General features: G+C 67.5%; 15 protein-coding genes and 1 other RNA gene. 11 read left to right on the plus strand and 5 right to left on the minus strand.

Going from position 1 to position 16034, the window contains the following annotated elements:
* Positions 1-33 precede the first annotated feature (33 nt).
* An RNA gene (gene rnpB, locus ASC78_RS13685) (RNase P RNA component class A) lies at positions 34-381 on the plus strand.
* Between the two features lie 41 nt (positions 382-422).
* Here rnpB and ASC78_RS12805 read toward each other — a convergent pair.
* The 3 genes from ASC78_RS12805 to ASC78_RS12815 are packed head-to-tail and all read right to left on the minus strand — an operon-like array spanning position 423 to position 3407.
* On the minus strand, positions 423-977 hold the full coding sequence (locus ASC78_RS12805) for a hypothetical protein (RefSeq protein WP_055801572.1): 555 nt from the start codon (positions 975-977) through the stop codon (positions 423-425).
* A 46-nt stretch (positions 978-1023) separates the two neighbouring features.
* A complete protein-coding gene (locus ASC78_RS12810; RefSeq protein ID WP_055801575.1) occupies positions 1024-1734 on the minus strand; it encodes an RNA pseudouridine synthase in 711 nt (236 codons plus the stop codon).
* Complete coding sequence (locus tag ASC78_RS12815) at positions 1731-3407, minus strand: MBL fold metallo-hydrolase (protein WP_055801578.1); 1677 nt, start codon at positions 3405-3407, stop codon at positions 1731-1733. Before ASC78_RS12815 ends, ASC78_RS12810 begins: the two co-directional genes overlap by 4 nt.
* Positions 3408-3526: 119 nt before the next feature.
* Between ASC78_RS12815 and ASC78_RS12820 the strand changes: the two genes are divergently transcribed.
* Positions 3527-4537 (plus strand): Bug family tripartite tricarboxylate transporter substrate binding protein, encoded by a 1011-nt coding sequence (locus tag ASC78_RS12820; protein WP_055801581.1) that lies wholly within the window; start codon positions 3527-3529, stop codon positions 4535-4537.
* Positions 4538-4730: 193 nt separating this feature from the next.
* Positions 4731-4964, plus strand: a complete 234-nt coding sequence (locus tag ASC78_RS12825) for a hypothetical protein (RefSeq protein WP_157634439.1) — start codon at positions 4731-4733, stop codon at positions 4962-4964.
* Between the two features lie 70 nt (positions 4965-5034).
* Here the strand turns inward: ASC78_RS12825 and ASC78_RS12830 are convergent, their stop codons facing one another.
* Positions 5035-5559, minus strand: coding sequence for a glycine zipper domain-containing protein (locus ASC78_RS12830; RefSeq protein WP_055801587.1), 525 nt, complete (start codon positions 5557-5559; stop codon positions 5035-5037).
* A 171-nt stretch (positions 5560-5730) separates the two neighbouring features.
* Here ASC78_RS12830 and ASC78_RS12835 point away from each other — a divergent pair, with 171 nt between their 5' ends.
* The 8 genes from ASC78_RS12835 to ASC78_RS12870 all read left to right on the plus strand — a co-directional run bounded on the left by ASC78_RS12835 (position 5731) and on the right by ASC78_RS12870 (position 15074).
* Complete coding sequence (locus ASC78_RS12835; RefSeq protein ID WP_055801589.1) at positions 5731-6474, plus strand: hypothetical protein; 744 nt, start codon at positions 5731-5733, stop codon at positions 6472-6474.
* Between the two features lie 178 nt (positions 6475-6652).
* On the plus strand, positions 6653-8281 hold the full coding sequence (locus ASC78_RS12840) for a methyl-accepting chemotaxis protein (RefSeq protein ID WP_055801592.1): 1629 nt from the start codon (positions 6653-6655) through the stop codon (positions 8279-8281).
* 20 nt (positions 8282-8301) lie between these two features.
* Positions 8302-8766 carry a chemotaxis protein CheW gene (locus ASC78_RS12845; protein WP_055802164.1) on the plus strand — a complete coding sequence of 155 codons (465 nt, stop codon included), beginning with the start codon at positions 8302-8304 and terminating at the stop codon, positions 8764-8766.
* Complete coding sequence (locus ASC78_RS12850) at positions 8766-10028, plus strand: CheR family methyltransferase (protein ID WP_055801596.1); 1263 nt, start codon at positions 8766-8768, stop codon at positions 10026-10028. Before ASC78_RS12845 ends, ASC78_RS12850 begins: the two co-directional genes overlap by 1 nt.
* 3 nt (positions 10029-10031) lie before the next feature.
* Entirely contained in the window at positions 10032-10730 is a 699-nt protein-coding gene (locus tag ASC78_RS12855; protein WP_055801599.1) for a chemotaxis protein CheW, read from the plus strand.
* The gene (locus ASC78_RS12860; RefSeq protein ID WP_055801601.1) at positions 10727-12970 is read left to right on the plus strand and encodes a hybrid sensor histidine kinase/response regulator; all 2244 of its coding nucleotides are present in this window, start codon (positions 10727-10729) and stop codon (positions 12968-12970) included. Before ASC78_RS12855 ends, ASC78_RS12860 begins: the two co-directional genes overlap by 4 nt.
* Complete coding sequence (locus ASC78_RS12865; RefSeq protein ID WP_055801603.1) at positions 12967-14010, plus strand: chemotaxis response regulator protein-glutamate methylesterase; 1044 nt, start codon at positions 12967-12969, stop codon at positions 14008-14010. Before ASC78_RS12860 ends, ASC78_RS12865 begins: the two co-directional genes overlap by 4 nt.
* A complete protein-coding gene (locus ASC78_RS12870; protein ID WP_443082715.1) occupies positions 14007-15074 on the plus strand; it encodes a diguanylate cyclase in 1068 nt (355 codons plus the stop codon). Before ASC78_RS12865 ends, ASC78_RS12870 begins: the two co-directional genes overlap by 4 nt.
* Positions 15075-15087: 13 nt before the next feature.
* On the opposite strand, the gene ASC78_RS12875 is transcribed toward ASC78_RS12870, so the two are convergent.
* Entirely contained in the window at positions 15088-15792 is a 705-nt protein-coding gene (locus ASC78_RS12875; RefSeq protein WP_235505073.1) for an alpha/beta hydrolase, read from the minus strand.
* Between the last annotated feature and the right edge of the window lie 242 nt (positions 15793-16034).

The raw sequence follows: 16034 nt of genomic DNA on the forward strand, positions 1-16034 counted from the left end.
GATGCGAGGGGATCAGGCGATAATTCCCTCCGTGAAGCACGCCAGACCGCCGCTGGTGCAAGCCCGAAAGGGGCGACGCCGCAAGGCGCCGCGTCGAAAGACCGCACTGGAGGAACGTCCGGACTGCACAGGACAGCGCAGGAGTTAACGACTCTCCACCGTGAGGTGAGGATCAGAGCAACAGAGACGAGCCGATTCAGTTCGGGTGAAACGGGCAATCTCTGCGCGCAGCAACACCAAGTAGGCCAGTATCGAGGTGGTTCCGCTGAGCTGGCGGGTAGGTGGCATCGAGCCGTTTGGCGACAAACGGCCCAGAGTAATGGCGGTCACGTTGGGGGAAACTTCAACGCACAGAATCCGGCTTATCGGCGGGCTTCACACTTTTTTCATTCCACTGGCGGCGCGCGCCGCCGCCAGCGGGTTCAGCGCGTGAACAGCCACCCCCCCTTGGGCTGGCGCATCAGCTCGTGCCGCCTGACGGAGCGTTCTTCGCCGTCGTCGCCCACATACACCACGTCAAAGCGCAGCAGCTTCGGCGACACCATCTTCCAGTTCTGGATGCGCTTGACGGTCACGCAGGCGGTCTTGTCGTGATACTGCATTTCGGCCATGGGGCCGCCCTGAAAACTTCCGCTGTCGAACAGGCGGCCCGGCGCCGCGAAGGGGTTGAGCACGGCCCCGTTGCGCGCGGTGATGCAGCTTTCGGTGCGCAAGAACGACTCGATGGTCGGCGCCGCGCTTCGCACGATCTTTGCCACGGCCGGTATGGGCGGGTTGGTGGCGATCTCCTCGAGAATGCGCTCCACCTGCTCGTCAGTGATCGGCGCGAGCCCGCTGGGAGACACCACCGGCGGCGGCGCCGGGGGCGGTGGCTGCATCGATGCGGGCAGCAGCGGTGCCAGATAACTGCAACCCGCCAGCGCCAGGGTAACGGTGCACGCGAGTGCTGCTGCGGTCCTGGGTCCTCGGAACTTCATGGCTTCTTGCCTCCTTGTCGTCAATAGCCTCTTTGTTGTTCTCTTGTCAGAAGCGTTCGTGCGGCGATAGATAGCGCCATTGCCCGGGCTCCAGCCCGGCCAGCGGCACACGGCCGATGCGTATGCGCCGCATCGCAAGAATGCGCAGGCCCGCTTCGTCGCACAGGTGTGCAATCTGTCCCGGCCGCGCCCCCTTGAGCGCAAAGCGCAGGCCGGTCTGGTCGTCGGCCTGGCGGCCGATGCTCACGCGCGCGGGTGAGCGCTCGAAGCGCACCATCTGCTCGGGGCTGACCGTGCCCGCCACGTCGACCATGACTTCGTGTTCGATAACGCCCGCGTCTTCATGCAGCTTGCGCTCGATGCGCCAATCTTGGGTGTAAACGACGAGGCCGCTGGCGCCGGTTTCCAGAGGCGTCATGCAGTTCTGGCCCTTGGCGTGCGCCGGCAAAAAGCGCATGCCTGCGCGTTCGGGCTCGTGGTGGTTGGCGGCCACCAGCAGCCGGTGCGCGGTGTCGGTCGCCATGCCGGCGGGCTTGTGCAGCAGCAGGGTGACGGGCACCACCGGCTCGGGCTTGGCGCCGGGTTCGATCTCGACCTTCTGATGGTCTTGCACGCGCGACTGCGGCAGCAGCGCCGGCACGCCGTCGACGCGCACCGCACCGTTCTCGATAAGCAGTTCGGCCTCGCGGCGCGAGCAGCCTGCGAGCGCAGCCACGCGCTTGGCAAGGCGAATGCCTTCTTCGTTAGGGCCGTTCATGGGGCGGAAGCCAGTTGCCGAATGCGCGCGACGTGCGCCGCCAGCGAGCGGGCGGCCACCGGCCACATGCGCTCGGGCACGTCGTCGTAGGCAAGGGGCAGCCAGTCTTCCGGCGTGCCTTGGGGGAGTTTCTTCATGACGGATGCAATCTTGGCTTCGCGCTTCAGGCGATGCGCTTTGAGTTGGGCGATGGCAGTGCGGGCACTGCCGATCACGTAGCCGTGCGCGGGGAGGATGAATTGGATGCCGCCCGCTTCGCAGGCCGCGTCGAGCTTGTCCAGCGAATCGAGATACGCGTTCATGTCGCCGTCGGGCGGATCGATCACCGTGGTGCTGCCGTTCAGGATGTGGTCGCCGGAAAACAGCAACCCATCTTCTTCCAGCACCAGGCACAGGTGGTTGGCCGCGTGGCCGGGCGTATGGATGGCGCGCAGCGTGTGGGCAACGCACTCGCCTTCGGCCGTGGTGCCCGAGAGCACCAGACGCTCGCCGCCCTGCAGTTCGCGTTCGGCGGCAAAGCGTGCCGACGAGCGCGCCGTGGGCGCCGAGGACAGTCCGAGGATCGGCGGCTTCGTCTCGTTGCACAGCGCTTGCAGCGGCGCCGCGCCCGGCGAATGGTCGGCATGCGAATGGGTGCACACGATCATGCGGATGTCGCCCTGCGTTGCGCGCCAGAGCCGGCCGATGTGCTCGGCGTCGTTCGGGCCCGGGTCGATCACGAGGTAGCCCGTGACCGCGTCGCCCACGATGTAACTGTTGGTGCCCGGCCCGGTCATGGCGCCGGGGTTGGGCGCCGTGAGGCGCTGCACGTTTCCGAGCAGCGGCACCGGGCGCTCGCTCTGCCAGTCGAGCGCGTGAAGCATCTGGCCATCGGGGCACACCAGTGCGAGCTCGCCATAGGGCGACTCGGTTTCCATGTAGCGCGCTTCCTGCCCGCGCAGCAGCCCGGCGCGCGGGCAGCTGGTCCACAGCGGTTTCTCGACGCCATTGTTGGGCTCGCAGGCCTGCAGTACCGCATCGACACTGGCGTAGGTCGCCAGCCGCTGCAGCGTGCGAACGGTCGGAAAGATCATGAAGAAACTGCCGGCGTCGTGGCGCGCGAGTGCATCGGCCGGCCGCACCCAGCAGGGCTCGAACTGCTCGCTCTCGTCGGCCATCGGCACTTGCCCCTCGGGCATGCGCGCCACCAGAAATGGCACGTCGAAGCGCCTGGGCAGGTCGCGGTCGGTGATCCAGTGCGCCAGGCTGAACACCTGGTCGGCCGCGAGCACCAGTTGGCGCTCTTCGCATTGCAGGGCGAACGAGGTGGGCGACGTGGTGCTGCGGTCCATCGATGCGATGTCTTCCATCCGCACGGGGCTGCCATCGGCATGGCGCGCGAGCAGCACGCCAAGCTCCTCGAAGCCTTCGCGAATGGCCGTAATGGCCTGCGTCAGCTGGATGCCGCTTTGGGTGGGGCGGCGGGCGGCGATGCGCTTGGCGGCCTCGTCGGCTTCATCGATATGGCCGCCGGGAAATACATAGGCGCCTGGCGCGAAGCTTGCAGTGTCGGAGCGGCGCGTCATCAGCACTTCGATGCCGGCTTCGGAATCGCGCAGCAGCAGCACGGTGGCTGCCGCGCGCACGGGCGCGGGCTCGCGTGCGGGGTGTAGTTGTTGGGTAGGGCGGACCATGCGGCGATTATGGAGAGGTGGTGCGGTGCGCTTCTGCCGTGCATAAGCTCATTCCCGCTTTGGCATGAGCCGCGCGCCACAATCCGAGGCTGCAACGCCCGCATCGAGGAAAGACAGTCATGACCCATTCTCCCTTTTCGCATTCCTTCAAGCACACCCTGCTCGCGGCCGGCGCCGCCCTGTGCGCAGCCTTGTCGCCCAGCGCCTTTGCACAGGCCGACTGGCCGCAGCAGCCGGTCACGCTGATCATGGGTTTTCCGGCCGGTTCGGGCGTCGACGTGGTGGCCCGCGCCATCCAGGAGCCGTTGTCCAGGCAGCTCGGCAAGCCGGTCATCATCGACTACAAGTCGGGCGCGGCCGGCAACATTGCCAGCGAGTACGTGGCGCATGCCAAGCCCGACGGCTACACGCTCTCGTTTGGCACCGCCGCCACGCACGGCAGCAACGCCGCGCTCTACAAGAAGCTGCCGTTCGACGTCGAGGCCGACTTCGTTCCGGTGGCGCCGGTGCTCGACGTTTCGAACGTGCTCACCATCAACCCGGACGTGATCAACGCGCGGACATTGAAGGAGTTCGTCGATCTCGTCAAGGCCAACCCCGGCAAGTACAACTATGCATCTACAGGCAATGGCGCGGGCACGCACATGGCCTTTGCCGAATTCAATTCGCGCCTCGGCTTGAGCATGGTGCACGTGCCCTACAAGGGCGGGCCCGAAGCCATCACGTCGGTGGTGCGCGGCGAGACCTGCTGCATCATGAACCAGGTGCAGACGGTGCTGCCGCACTACAAGGCCGGCAAGGTGCGCCTCCTGGGCGTGACCACCGCCGCGCCGGTGGCGGCCGTGAAAGAGGTGCCTACCATCGCGTCCAGCGGTCTCGCAGGCACCAAGGGTTTCGACAGCTCGATCTGGTTCGGCATCTTCGCGCCCAAGGGCACCGATGCGCACATCGTCGAGAAGCTCAACGCCGCGGTGAAGGCGGTGCTCGAGCAGCCCGAAATCCGCGAGCGCTTCGAAAGCCAGGGCAACACCGTGCGCATCGAGTCGCCCGCCCAGTTCAAGAAGACCGTGCATGAGAACCGCGTGAAGTGGGCCGAGGTGGCCAAAGCCGCGAACATCAGCATCGACTGAGGTTGCGCAAGCTCGTGCGTGGAGCGCACGCTATGGCGTGCGGAGCGCGACGCCCGGCTATGCCTTCACATGGCCTCTGGCAAGCAACAAAGCCGTTGCTGAAATGGTTTTAGGGCGGTTCTATGCGGTGAACCGGCCCTGAAGCCGTATGCTGGGATGCCGCCATCCACCTGGGATGGCGAAAGGGCCTGAATTGGACACAGACCTGGGTCTGGAATGCAACCCGAGGTTGCCGGCGGGCTGGGCATTCGAGCTTCGGCTGCACCGCGACACGGCTGGCGACTTCATCGGCACCGGGCTGCTCCGGTTGCGCGGGGTGGACATGTGCTATCTCACGTTGGCCAGCCTCGACAACGAGCGCGCCGAGGCCCTGCGGCGCATCAAGAGCCGCGTCGAAGCGTGGCTGGACGAATGGCATTCCCGCTGAGCCGGCGACGGCCCTGGAAAAACGGCCCTTCCGGGCCGTTGGGTTCTTCTTCTCCTGCACCGTTGGCGGCTCAGAGTCCGTCGCGGTCCGAGTCGCCGGGTACCGCGCGCTCCACGTTGTCGCTCACGCGCTGCCAGGCGTCACGGGTTGCGTGCTTGGCGCGCTCCCACTCCAGCGAAGAGCGCCCACGGGCCGTGCCCCAATCGCGGCTCAATTCGGGCTCGACGTCTTCGAACCTGCGATTCGGGTAGCGCGAGTAGGAATCCACACCGTAGCGGTACGCCGGTGCATAGTCGTCGTAGCTCGATCCGCCCGTCACGTAGGAGCGTCCGGCGTAGTTGTCGCGCCAGTAGGCATCCTCTGCTTCGGGATCGATCTTTGCCATGCGCCGGCCGGCCAGGGCCCCCGCTGCCGCGCCAACTGCTGCGCCCACTGCTGCGCCCACGGGGCCGGTCATGCCGCCCACCGCCGCGCCTGCGGCCGCGCCGCCCGCCACACCACCGATCGTGCCGCCGATCACGGCCCCGGCGCCGGTCGCAGCGGGATGCGAATCTTCCTTTTCGCCGGGCCTGCGGGTGTCTTTGAGGTCAACCATTGAATGTCTCCTTAACGTGTTGAAGGGAAACCAAAGTTGTACTCACGACCCCGTGGCCGACAGCGCCAATGCGCTTGTCGGCATGAAGGGGGCGGGCGGTACGGCGTGACAGTGCGCACCTACAGTTGTGGGCAGCGGCCCGCGTCGGCTTGGCTTACTACACTCGCCGCAATGAGCCCTTCCACTCCACCGCAGCAAGCCGTGCGGGATCGCCTCGTCTCCTGTTTCCGGAGCGGCGATGCCATGCGAAGCCGGAGCGTGAGCGACATGGTGCTGTCGGGAGTGGTCGGCGTGCCCGTGCCGTCCGCGAGGTTGGTGGCCGACTGGGAGCGCGAGATCTCATCGCACCTGGGCCTGGAACCCGGAGACGTCGAGGCGTTGCCCTTGGCCCGGGCGCGTGCGCGCTGGCCGGACTACAAGCGCTGCGTGCAGGCGGCGGCCGATTGGACGCGCACGCTCGGCCTCGGCGAGGTGCTTGCCTCCAGCGACGTCGCCCTCATGGCCTGCCGCGGCGCGCGGTACCACCACGACGGCGCGCAATATGGCGCTGCGGCATTCTGCAATCTCTTCGTGAGTGAGGACAAGGGGCTGGACGTGCACTTTCCCTGCATCGGCGAGCGGATTGCTCTTGCGCGGGGCACGGTGCTTGTCTTCGACACGGGCCAGCCTCATGCCGTGGTCCGGCGTGGCAGCAGCGAGTTTCGTGCAGACGACTTCGGGCCCGAGCAGGACTGCAGCCAGCTGTTCCTGACCTGGGAGCTTCCGATCGAAGACACCCACGTGGCGCGTGCGCTTCAGGTCGCCTTCGATGTCGAGGCGCCAACGTCGGCGGCGTTGAACGAAGAGCAGGTGTGGGTGAACGGCGAACGGGCCAGCGTGTGTCCGGCTTCCGGCCGGTGGTGCCGGGCCGGTTGAGCGTCGGTCCACACCGCGGCGCCGCGTTGCCCGGGGGCGCCGGCTGGCGGGAAGAGGAAGCATAAAGTCTTCTGCCTAAAACCCCATCTTGACAACGGATTGGCCTGCGCCCACTGTCGCGCCCAGTTGCCATCTTCCGGATTTGCCAAGCGCGACAAGTCGCCACGCCACGAACCTGATGAACACCTGGACCATACGACAGCGCATTCTTGCCAGCTTTGCGGCCGTGCTGGCACTGATGATCGTCATGGGTGCGGTCGCCTACGCCTGCCTCGCGCGCGTGGCGGAGGACGCGACCGTCATCCAGAAGGATGCCGTGCCGGGGATGGCGGTCAGCGGCCAGCTGGAGGCCGCCTGGCTCGACAATTTCGCGCTCACGCAGAAGCACGTTCTCGAAACCGAAGATGCCGAGATGCGCCGTATCGTTGCGCAGTTGCAGGTCAACCGAGCCAGTCTCGAGAAGTTGTCGCGGAACTATGAGACCACCATCCATACCGCCAAGGACCGGGAGAACTTCGACGCATTCCTGAACCTTCGCGCGGCCTACCTGCGCGTGCAGGAGGATGCCCTGCGGTTGAGCACGGAAAACAAGAACTCCGAGGCTCGCGCGGTGCTGCACGACCAGCTCGATCCGCAGTTCGCAAAAATCCGCACCGCCCTTCAGGCCGTTGCCGACTTCAACAGCTCGAATGGCGAGGAGGCCGCCCGGCAGATCATGGGGGATGTGACGACTGCCATCGTGGCCATCGTGATCAGTCTTGCCGCTGGCCTTCTGCTCGCGCTGGTGCTCGGCTACGCACTGCTGCAGTCGATCACCCGGCCGCTGGGCCGGTTGCTCACGGCCGCAGATGCGATCAGCACCGGCGACTTTACCCAGCGGCTGGACCTGGAGCGGCGCGACGAGTTCGGCTCGCTGGCGCAAGGGTTCAATCGCATGACGGAGCAGCTGACGGTGCTGTTCGGCCAGGTGCAGAAGTCCGGCATCCAGGTCAACACCTCCGCGACCGAGATTGCCGCCACGTCCAAGGAGCAGCAAGCCACCGCCAGCGAGATCGCCGCCACCACCACCGAGATAGGCGCCACGTCGCGGGAGATTTCCGCCACCTCGCGCGAGCTGGTGCGGACCATGAGCGAGGTGTCGGAGGTGGCCGAGGAAACCGCCACGCTGGCGGGCGGTGGGCAGGAAGGCCTGCTGCGCATGGGCGAGACCATGCACAAGGTGATGGAAGCCGTCGGGTCGATCAACGCCAAGCTCGCCGTGCTGAGCGAAAAGGCCGGCAACATCAACCAGGTCGTCACCACCATTACCAAGGTGGCGGACCAGACCAACCTGCTGTCGCTGAATGCGGCCATCGAGGCCGAGAAGGCAGGCGAATTCGGGCGCGGCTTTGGCGTGGTCGCGACGGAGATCCGCCGGCTTGCCGACCAGACGGCCGTGGCCACCTACGACATCGAGCAGATGGTCAAGGAGATCCAGTCGGCCGTGTCGGCCGGCGTCATGGGCATGGACAAGTTTTCGGAGGAGGTGCGCCGCGGCATGCAGGAGGTGCAGCAGGTCGGCACGCAGCTGTCGCAAATCATCGCGCAGGTGCAGGCGCTGGCGCCGCGTTTTGTGGCCGTGAGCGAGGGCGTGCAGGCGCAGGCCACCGGCGCCGAGCAGATCAGCCAGGCGCTCACGCAGTTGAGCGAAGCCGCCCAGCAGACCGTCGATTCGCTGCGCCAGTCCGGCCAGGCGATCGACGGCCTGCACTTGGCCGCCGGCGGCCTGCGCAGCGGAGTCTCGCGCTTCAAACTGGCGGAGGCGTGAGGCAAGCGAGGGCCGGCCAGATGCTGTTCCTCCTCTTTCAAATCGGCACTGAACGCTACGCGCTCGACGCGGGCCAGGTCGTCGCCGTGCTGCCGCGGCTCGGCGTGAAAGAGATCCCCCACGCGCCCCCGGCGGTGGCCGGCCTGTGCCACTACCGCGGGAGCCCGGCGCCGGTGATCGACCTCGGCCAACTGGCGCTTGGCCGCCCCTCGGCAAACCGCCTGAGCACGCGCATCGTGCTCGTGCATTTTCCCGATCCAAACCACGGACCCCACCTGCTGGGCCTCCTGGCCGAACGTGCGACCGAAACGCTGCGGCGCGATGAGGGCGACTTCGTTCCAGCGGGCGTCAGCATCGATGCGGCTTCCTACCTGGGTCCGGTCACGGCCGACGCGCGCGGGTTGATCCAGCGCATCGAGGTGCAGCACCTGCTTCCGCCGACGCTGCAGGCGCTGCTGTTCCAAAACGAGGCGATGCCCGCGTGATGGACGTCGCTCCGTTCGAGCAGCTGCTGAAGCAGGCGATGGGCCTGGACGCCGCCTCGATCGGCTCGGCCGTCGTGCGGCGCGCGGTGCAGGAGCGGCTGGCCGCCTGCCAGCTGCCGGACGCACAGGCCTACTGGGAGCGGCTCGGCAGTTCTGCGCCCGAGCTGCAGGAACTCATCGAGGCCGTGGTCGTTCCGGAAACCTGGTTCTTCCGCGATCCGGCGTCCTTCGCGGCGCTGGCACGCCTGGTTGGCGAAGGCGAGCGCGCCGCGCAGGGGTCGATGGATCTGCGTCTGCTGAGCGTGCCGTGCGCGACGGGCGAAGAGCCTTACTCGATGGCCATGGCTCTGCTGGATGCCGGTTTTCCGGAAAGTGCGCTGCGCATCGACGCCGTCGACATCAGCACCCGCGCGCTGGCGCGGGCGCAGCGTGCGGTGTACGGCCGCAACTCGTTTCGCGGCAGCGACCTGGCGTTCCGCGATCGCTACTTCGTCGAAACCGCCGGCGGCCACAGCCCTGTGGATGCGGTGCGGCGGCCGGTGCGATTCCGGCACGGCAACCTGCTGGACGGCCTCATGGCCGAGGCGGAACTCTACGACGTCATCTTTTGCCGCAACGTGCTGATCTACTTCGATCGCGCCACGCAGGATCGCGCCATCGCGGTGTTGAAGCGGCTGCTCAAGCCGCGTGGCTGGCTGTTCGTCGGCCCCTCGGAAACGGCCTTGCTGTCGGACCACGGCTTCATCTCCGCGAAGCTTCCGCTCGCGTTCGCCTTCCACAAGGGGCCGCCGGCCGCCGGCGACGCGAAGCCGCTGCGCGCGGTGCATGCGCCAAACACGCCCGTGCGCAGGCCGACGCCCGTGGCCGCGGCCCCATTTGCACCCGCCGCCCGGCCCCGACTCGTCCCCACGCCTGCCGCGACGCCGCGGGCTGCGGCGCCGGCCGAGGCGCCGACCGGCATCGACCGCGCGCGGCGTCTGGCCGACCAGGGACACCTGGCTGACGCCGCGGCACATTGCGAGGCGCACCTGCGCCAGCACGGTCCTTCGGCCGAGGTGTTTCACCTGCTCGGCCTGGTGCGCGACGCGAGCGGCAACGCGGAAGATGCCGCCGAGCAGTACCGCAGGGCGCTCTACCTGGAGCCCGACCATCACGAAGCGCTGATCCATCTCGCGCTGCTGCTGCGCAAGCGCGGCGACGAGGCCGGTGCGCAGCGCCTGCAGCGGCGCGCAAGCCGGCTGCACCAGGGCGGCGGGGCCTGATCGATGAATGCCGCACCGATGCTTGCCGAAGGCTCCGCGCATGCCGCCATCGACGATTGCTGGAATCGCATCGGCGTGCAGGGCGACGGCACCTGCCCGCAACTCAGGCAGCACGTGCACTGCAACCGGTGCCCCGTCCATGGCGCCGCCGCGCTGGCCCTGTTGGACCGGGAGGCGCCGCCCGACTACCTTGCCGAGTGCACGCACCACATGGCGCAGGCGCCCAAGGCCGGACAGGCCAACTTGGACTCGGCGATCGTCTTTCGCATCGGGACCGAATGGCTGGCCTTACCGACGCAGGTCTTGCTGGAAGTTGCGGCCCTGCCTCCGATCCATTCGCTGCCCGGGCGGCGCGGAGGCATCGTGCAGGGCGTGGCCAACGTGCGCGGCGAATTGCTGGTCTGCGTGCTGCTCGGCAGCATGCTGGGTTTGGCGCGCACCGCGGAGACGGGACACGCACGGCAGCGCGAGGCATTGCGGCGCCTGGTGGTGATTGGCCTCGACGGTCAGAGGCTCGGCTTCGCGGTCGACGAAATGCACGGCATCGCGCGCTTCGATCCCGGCACGCTGAAGGAGGTGCCGGCCACCATCGCCCGCGCCACCGCTCCTTACTCGAAGGCGATCCTCGCGTGGCACGAGCATTCGGTCGGTTTGCTCGACGAGCAATTGCTGTTCTACACACTTCATCGGAGCCTGGCGTGACTGCCAAGGATCTCAGCGAACTGTCGATGCTGGAGCTGTTCCGCGTCGAGGTGGAGAACCAGGCGCCCGTGCTGACGGCGGGGCTGCTCGCACTGGAGCGGGACCCGGAGGCCGCCGATCAGCTGGAGGCCTGCATGCGCGCCGCCCATTCGCTCAAGGGCGCCGCACGCATCGTCGACATCGCCGCCGCGGTGGGCGTGGCCCACGCCATGGAAGACTGCTTCGTCGCCGCGCAGGAAGGCAGGCTGCGATTGCGCCAGAGCCACATCGACCTGCTGCTCGGCGGCGTGGACCTGCTCGCGCGCTTTGCCCATTCCCCGGAGATGGAGCCGCTCGACTCGCCGCAAGTGAAGGCCTTCGCCCTGGCCCTGGAAAGCGCGATGCAGGACGACGGCAAGAGCGATCCGGCGCCGGACGCGGCGGCGCCCGCATCTGAGGAAGCTCTCATGAGGGCGCCTGCCGCCACGGCCGAAAGCGCCGCCCAGGACCGCGTGGTGCGCGTCAGCGCCGACAACCTGAATCGGCTGCTCGGCCTGGCCGGCGAATCGCTGGTGGCCGCGCGCTGGCTTCGGCCCTTCGCAGACTCCTTGCTGCGGCTCAAGCGGCTGCAGCACGAGGCGGTGCAAAGGCTCGACGCGCTTCACGACCACGCCGCCGCGCCGACGGCATCTCCGGAAGAGCGCACCCGGATTGCACTGGACGAGATCAAGCGGCGCGTCGTCGAGTGCGAGCAGTTGCTGGCGGAGGGGCTCGCCGACGTGGAGACATTCGAGCGGCGCTCGGCCGACCTGTCGCGCCGGCTGTACGACGAGGCGGTGGCCTGCCGCATGCGGCCCTTCGCCGACGGCGTCCATGCCACGCCGCGCATGCTGCGCGACCTTGGACGCTCGCTCGGCAAGCAGGTGCGGCTCGAAATCGTCGGTGCCGCGACGCCGGTAGACCGCGACGTGCTCGAGCGGCTGGATGCACCGCTCGGCCATCTGTTGCGCAATGCGATCGACCACGGCATCGAATCCCCGGAGCAGCGCCTTGCCGCGGGCAAGCCCGCGGAAGGCGTCGTACGGCTCGAAGCGCGCCACAGCGCCGGTGCGCTGGAGATCTCCGTCTCCGACGATGGACGAGGCATTTCGCTCGACGCCATGCGCCGCGCCGTGGTCGAACGCAATCACACCAAGGCGGAGCTTGCGGCCGAGCTGTCGGAGGCCGAACTGCTGGAGTTCCTGTTCCTACCCGGTTTCACGCTCAGCAATCGCGTCACCGACATGTCGGGCCGCGGCGTCGGGCTGGATGCCGTGCAGGACATGGTGAAGCAGGTGCGCGGCAGCGTGCGCGTGTCGACAGAGGCCGGGCAGGGCACGCGTTTCCAGCTGCAATTGCCGCTCACGCTCTCGGTCGTGCGCACCTTGCTTGCGGACGTCGGCGGCGAGCCCTATGCCTTTCCGCTGGCCCGCATCGTCCGCGCCTCGAAGGTCGCGCCAGGGCAGGTCGAACTGCTCGAAGGCCGGCAGCACATCGAGGTCGACGGACGGCGCATCGGGCTCGTGACCGCGCACCAGATCCTGCAGACGGAGGAGCCCCAGGCCGCCGGCGGCGACCTGGCGGTGGTCGTCATCGGCGACCACGGCGAGACCTATGGCGTGGTGGTGGACCGCTTCCTCGGCGAGCGCGAGCTCGTGGTGCACGCGCTCGATCCCCGCCTGGGCAAGATCAAGGACATCAGCGCCGGTGCGTTGATGGAAGACGGCTCGCCGGTGCTCATCATCGACGTCGAGGACATGATCCGCTCGGTGCAGAAGCTCATCGCATCCGGCCATCTGAGCCAGGCCCAGCCTGGCGGCCATGCCGCCGTCGATGGAAGAAAGCGCAAGCGCGTGCTGGTGGTCGACGACTCGCTGACGGTGCGCGAGCTCGAACGCAAGCTGCTTGCGCAGCACGGCTACGAGGTCGAAGTTGCCGTCGACGGCATGGACGGCTGGAACGCCGTGCGCACCGGCCACTTCGACCTGCTGGTGACCGACGTCGACATGCCGCGCATGGACGGCATCGAACTGGTGGCCCTGGTCAAGAAGAACCCCAACCTGAAAGCCCTGCCGGTCATGATCATGTCGTACAAGGACCGCGCCGAAGATCACCGCCGCGGGCTGGAGGCCGGCGCCGACCACTACCTGACCAAGGGCAGCTTTCACGACGAGACGCTGCTCCAGGCGGTGGTCGACCTGATCGGCGAGGCCGTCGCATGAAGATCGCCATCGTCAACGACCTGCCGATGGCGGTGGAGGCCCTGCGGCGCGTGCTGGCGCTGCGGCCCGAGCACCGCGTCGTCTGGGTGGCCGGGAACGGCGCAGAGGCCGTGCAGCGCTGCGCCGAGCTGAAGCCGGACCTCATCCTCATGGACCTGCTGATGCCCGAAATGGACGGCGTCGAGGCCACGCGCCGCATCATGGCCGCGACGCCGTGCGCCATCCTGCTCGTGACCGCCGACATGGGCGCCAACACCGCCCGCATCTTCGAGGCGATGGGCCACGGGGCGCTCGATGTGGTCGATGCGCCGGCCATCGGCAACGGTAACCCGCGCGCCGGCGCCGCGGCCGTGCTGGCAAAGATCGAAATCATCGCTCGGCTGATTGGCGACCGCAGCGCGTCCACTGCGACCAGCGGCGCGCGGGTCGCGGCGGATCCTGGAGGGCGCCGGCCGGAACGCCTGGTCGCCATTGGCGCGTCGGCGGGCGGGCCGGCGGCGCTGGCTACGCTGCTTCGGGGTCTGCCGGCCGACTTTCCGGTGGCCATCGTCATCGTCCAGCATGTGGACGAGCAGTTTGCCGCCGGCATGGCGCACTGGCTGGCGCAGCATTCAGCGCTGCCGGTCGAGCTGGCCCGGGAGGGCGATCGGCCATCGCCCGGCAGGGTGCTGCTGGCGGCGACCAACGACCATCTGCGGCTGGTCGCGCGCGAGCGGCTCGCCTACACGCGCGCACCGCAGAGCTATGTGTACCGCCCGTCGGTCGACGTGTTCTTTCACAGCGCCTGCTCGCTGTGGCGCGGCGAGGTCGTCGGTGTGCTGCTGACCGGCATGGGACGCGATGGTGCGCACGGCCTCAAAGCCTTGCGCGACAAGGGCCACCACACCATCGCGCAGGACCAGGCCAGCAGCGCCGTCTATGGCATGCCCAAGGCGGCAGTCGCGATGGACGCGGCGGTCGACGTGCTGCCGATCGAAGCGATTGCGGCGCAACTGTGCAATGTTCTTTCCACCCAGACCGAACCCGGGGGGTCACCATGATCGAAACCGAATCGCAGGATGGCGGCGTGCCAAGACCGCCCGCTGGCAAGGCCTACCGGGTCATGGTGCTGCTGGTGGACGATCAGGCGATGGTGGGCGAGGCGGTGCGGCGCGCGCTGCTGAATCAGCCCAACATGGATTTTCACTACTGCTCCGATCCGGCCGAAGCGCTCGCGGTGGCCGAGCAGGTCCGGGCGACGGTGATTTTGCAAGACCTGGTCATGCCCACCATCGACGGGTTGACGCTGGTTCGCAGGTACCGCGCCAATCCGGCCACCGCGGAGATACCGATCGTGGTGCTGTCGACCAAGGAAGATCCGGCGGCCAAGGGCGACGCCTTTGCTGCCGGCGCCAACGACTATCTCGTCAAGCTGCCGAGCCAGGTCGAGCTGATTGCGCGCATCCGCTACCACTCGAGGGCTTACCTGAATCAGCTGGAGCGCGACGAAGCCTATCGCGCACTGCGCGAGAGCCAGCGGCAGTTGATGGAAAAGAACATCGAACTGCAGCGAATGACTCATTCGGACGGGCTCACCGGGGTCTGCAACCGGCGCCGTTTCGATGAATACATCCAGGAGGAATGGACCCGGGCGCTGCGCGACCAGAGCGCGCTCTCCGTACTCATGATCGACATCGACGACTTCAAGCAATACAACGACACCTACGGCCACCTGGCCGGCGACGAGGTCTTGAAGAAGGTGGCGAACACTTTGCAGCTGAATGTCAGCCGATCGACCGATCTCGTTGCCCGCTTCGGCGGCGAGGAGTTCGCACTCATCATGAGGACCACGCCCCAGGAGGGCGCGCTTGCCGTGGCCAGGAGGCTTCGCATGTCGGTGGAGGGCATGGGACTGGTGCATAGCCGTTCCTCGGTGGCCGGGTACCTGACCGTGAGCATCGGCGGCGCATCGATGGTTCCTTCGCGCGACGGCTCTTTTCTCGATCTCATCGAAGCCGCCGACAAGGCGCTCTACGAGGCCAAGCGGATGGGCAAGAACCAGGAGGCGATGTACGAAGGCGCGGGCGCGGGCGCGGGCGCGGGCGCGGGCGCGGGCGTAGGGTGATCGGCTGCGTGAGCTACGGCAGCAGCTTGGTGACGGCGTCGGTGAACGACGGAATATCGGTTTGCGTGTGAGTTGACGAGTACGTCAATTCCGTGATCGTCAGGCCCTGGTAGCCGCGCGCCAGCAGCCGCATGTACATCCCATCGACAGGCGCGAAGTTGCACTCTCTCGGGTTGCCGCAGCGAGTGAGGATGAGGGTTGCAGGCAAGGGCCCGCCAGCCAGCGCGTCGTGCATTTGCTGCTCGAGGTTCTGGTATTCGGCCTCCTGGTAGTAGAACGCGCCTTCGAACGACAGGAAGTGCGAGAACGTCAGGTTGCCCGCCGCCCCTTCGAGAAAGAGCGCAATGCCCGCCATGCTCCCGCTCAGCGAGAGGCCAGTGAGCAAACGCTTTCTTACATCGGCGCGGTATCTTGTTTCGATGAAGGGAACCAGTTCGAGCGTCAGAAAGTCGTGGTACGGCCGAGCGCCGGGCAGGGTGTAGTCCTGCTCGCGGCGCGCCGAACCGCCGATGCCCACCAGAATTGCTTGCGTGCCGCGCTTGTCGAGGATGTCCTTGAAGTTGGCGAAGCGCGAGCCGGGCGGATTGAAGATCGCATCTCCGTCCATCGCATAGATGACCGGATAACTCGCCGAACTGTCGTCGTAGGAGGCGGGCAGGTAGATGTCGAGCGGATAGGTGGCGCCCGTCTTGGCAGAGGTGATGGTGTCCGTGACCACGCGGCTGGTTGCGGGAGGCGGCTGTTCAGCCGGAGGCGCTGGCTCAGTGGGCGCGGGCGGCGCGGCTGCAGGAGGAGCGGCCGGCGTATCGGCTGGCGGCGCAGTAGCCGGCACTGCCGCAACAGGAAGCGCGGCACCGCCGCCGCCTCCACCACCCCCGCCGCCGCAACTCGACATGACCAGCACAAGTGCCGAGCTTCCAACAAATACGACAAACGCACGCCCAAGCTGCATCGGAGTTC

It is taken from the genome of Variovorax sp. Root318D1, from assembly GCF_001424835.1.
GTDB lineage: Bacteria > Pseudomonadota > Gammaproteobacteria > Burkholderiales > Burkholderiaceae_C > Variovorax.

Bases quoted from the DNA above. Each gene is read 5' to 3' on its own strand.
- ASC78_RS12805 (WP_055801572.1), bottom strand. From the start codon at position 977: ATGAAGTTCCGAGGACCCAGGACCGCAGCAGCACTCGCGTGCACCGTT.
- ASC78_RS12810 (WP_055801575.1), bottom strand. From the start codon at position 1,734: ATGAACGGCCCTAACGAAGAAGGCATTCGCCTTGCCAAGCGCGTGGCT.
- ASC78_RS12815 (WP_055801578.1), bottom strand. From the start codon at position 3,407: ATGGTCCGCCCTACCCAACAACTACACCCCGCACGCGAGCCCGCGCCC.
- ASC78_RS12820 (WP_055801581.1), top strand. From the start codon at position 3,527: ATGACCCATTCTCCCTTTTCGCATTCCTTCAAGCACACCCTGCTCGCG.
- ASC78_RS12830 (WP_055801587.1), bottom strand. From the start codon at position 5,559: ATGGTTGACCTCAAAGACACCCGCAGGCCCGGCGAAAAGGAAGATTCG.
- ASC78_RS12835 (WP_055801589.1), top strand. From the start codon at position 5,731: ATGAGCCCTTCCACTCCACCGCAGCAAGCCGTGCGGGATCGCCTCGTC.
- ASC78_RS12840 (WP_055801592.1), top strand. From the start codon at position 6,653: ATGAACACCTGGACCATACGACAGCGCATTCTTGCCAGCTTTGCGGCC.
- ASC78_RS12845 (WP_055802164.1), top strand. From the start codon at position 8,302: ATGCTGTTCCTCCTCTTTCAAATCGGCACTGAACGCTACGCGCTCGAC.
- ASC78_RS12850 (WP_055801596.1), top strand. From the start codon at position 8,766: ATGGACGTCGCTCCGTTCGAGCAGCTGCTGAAGCAGGCGATGGGCCTG.
- ASC78_RS12855 (WP_055801599.1), top strand. From the start codon at position 10,032: ATGAATGCCGCACCGATGCTTGCCGAAGGCTCCGCGCATGCCGCCATC.
- ASC78_RS12865 (WP_055801603.1), top strand. From the start codon at position 12,967: ATGAAGATCGCCATCGTCAACGACCTGCCGATGGCGGTGGAGGCCCTG.
- ASC78_RS12870 (WP_443082715.1), top strand. From the start codon at position 14,007: ATGATCGAAACCGAATCGCAGGATGGCGGCGTGCCAAGACCGCCCGCT.